The sequence below is a fragment of the Streptacidiphilus monticola genome, assembly GCF_042658505.1.
GTDB lineage: Bacteria > Actinomycetota > Actinomycetes > Streptomycetales > Streptomycetaceae > Streptacidiphilus > Streptacidiphilus monticola.
This window is the reverse complement of the sequence record NZ_JBHSQJ010000226.1, coordinates 1-1,351: the sequence shown is the minus strand read 5'-3', so window position 1 is coordinate 1,351 and position 1,351 is coordinate 1. Positions and strand designations below refer to the sequence as shown.

The following is a 1,351-nucleotide window of genomic DNA, read 5'->3' as shown; positions in this document are numbered from 1 at the left end:
CAGACGACCCGCCGCCAGATTCGTCATCGGCGCACTGGAGGCGGAAAGTTGGACGTCGAGGTAGTCCTGGTCGATGGACTGTGTGACACCGCCCCAGGTCTCGGTCACCGATCCGTACTGGTGGACGCGCTGGTGGTTGCTCCAGTCCCCGGCAGGGACCGTCGAGTCGCTGGTGTTGGCCGTGTTGTTCCACAGGGCGTCGTAGATGGCGTCCGGCATGGTGTAGGAGCTGTTGCCGTAGTTGTTGACGAGGTCGGAAATGCCGCTGTCGGAGCTGCTGTAGACGGCCGAGTGGTAGCCCTTGGCGTGCAGTTCCTTCGTCCAGGCGGATTCGAAGGCCAGCACCTTGCCGCTGTAGCTGGAGGAGTAGGCCTCCATGTCGTAGTAGAGGGTCGAGCCCGCGCCGAATCCGAGCGTGGCGGCCTGGTTGACGGCGTCGTCCGCCGCGGCGGTGCCCTCGGAGGCCGCCGAGGAGATGGCGGCGGCCTGCTCGCCGACGTAGATGGGCTGGAAGCGCCAGCCTGCGTTGTACTGGGTCTGCACCCACGAGGCCGTCAGGTTCGGCTGGGCGCAACCGCGGTCGCTGCCGCCGATGTAGATGCCCACGGAGCTGTACGGGGAGTTCGCCATCCAGGTGCTCATCGTCGAGGACGAGGGCGCGGCGCAGGTGTCGAAGCCCTTGCCGGTGTAGTTGGTGGCGGCGGCGGGGAGTGCCCCGGTGGTCGCCATGGCACCGCGTCGCGGGCCGGCCGTGGGGTGCGAACCGGTCGGGGCCGTGAGCAGTCCGGCGTCGGACAGGATCCGCTCGATGAGGCCGCGAGAACCGCCGAACGTGGCAGTGACGTTGGCGTGCGCTGCGGTGACATCGAACTGGTGCGCCACGGAGTTGGTGACGGTGCCTCGGCTGTCGGCGGGGTTGGTAGCGGGCTCGATCAACAGGGCCTCGGTGCGGCCGATCATGTGGCTGGGGCAGGCCTGGTTGGTTCCCGGGTGGCCGAGGTAGACAGCGTGCCGGTCGAAGCGCACGCAGGTGTCAGGGTTCCTGGTCAGGTCCACCACGGCCCAGGAGCGCGGCACGGAGAATCGGTAGCCCTGGTAGCTGACCTGTTTGATCGCGCCAGCCTTGGCACCGTGTGCGGCAGCCGTGGCCGCGTCCGCAGGACCGGCTGTGCCGGCGACCGCGGCTGCGGCGATGGCGACGGCGAGGACGGACTTCTTGGTGCGCGACGTGCTGGCAGGCATGGTGGATTCCTTCGGGGTGTGATGAGTGGAGAGGTGTGGTCGAGGGGACCTGAGGGGCTCGGAGCGCGTCACCAGCTGGTGCCGATCTGGGTGCGGGCGCCGAGGGTGT

Annotated in this window: 1 protein-coding gene; it reads right to left on the bottom strand. The window is 68.5% G+C overall.

Translation table 11 applies throughout. The features are described 5' to 3' along the window. The coding region (locus tag ACFP3V_RS31465) for a DUF1906 domain-containing protein (RefSeq protein WP_380591150.1) at positions 1 to 1,242 on the bottom strand (1,242 nt) is incomplete at its 3' end. Positions 1,243 to 1,351: the final 109 nt, after the last annotated feature.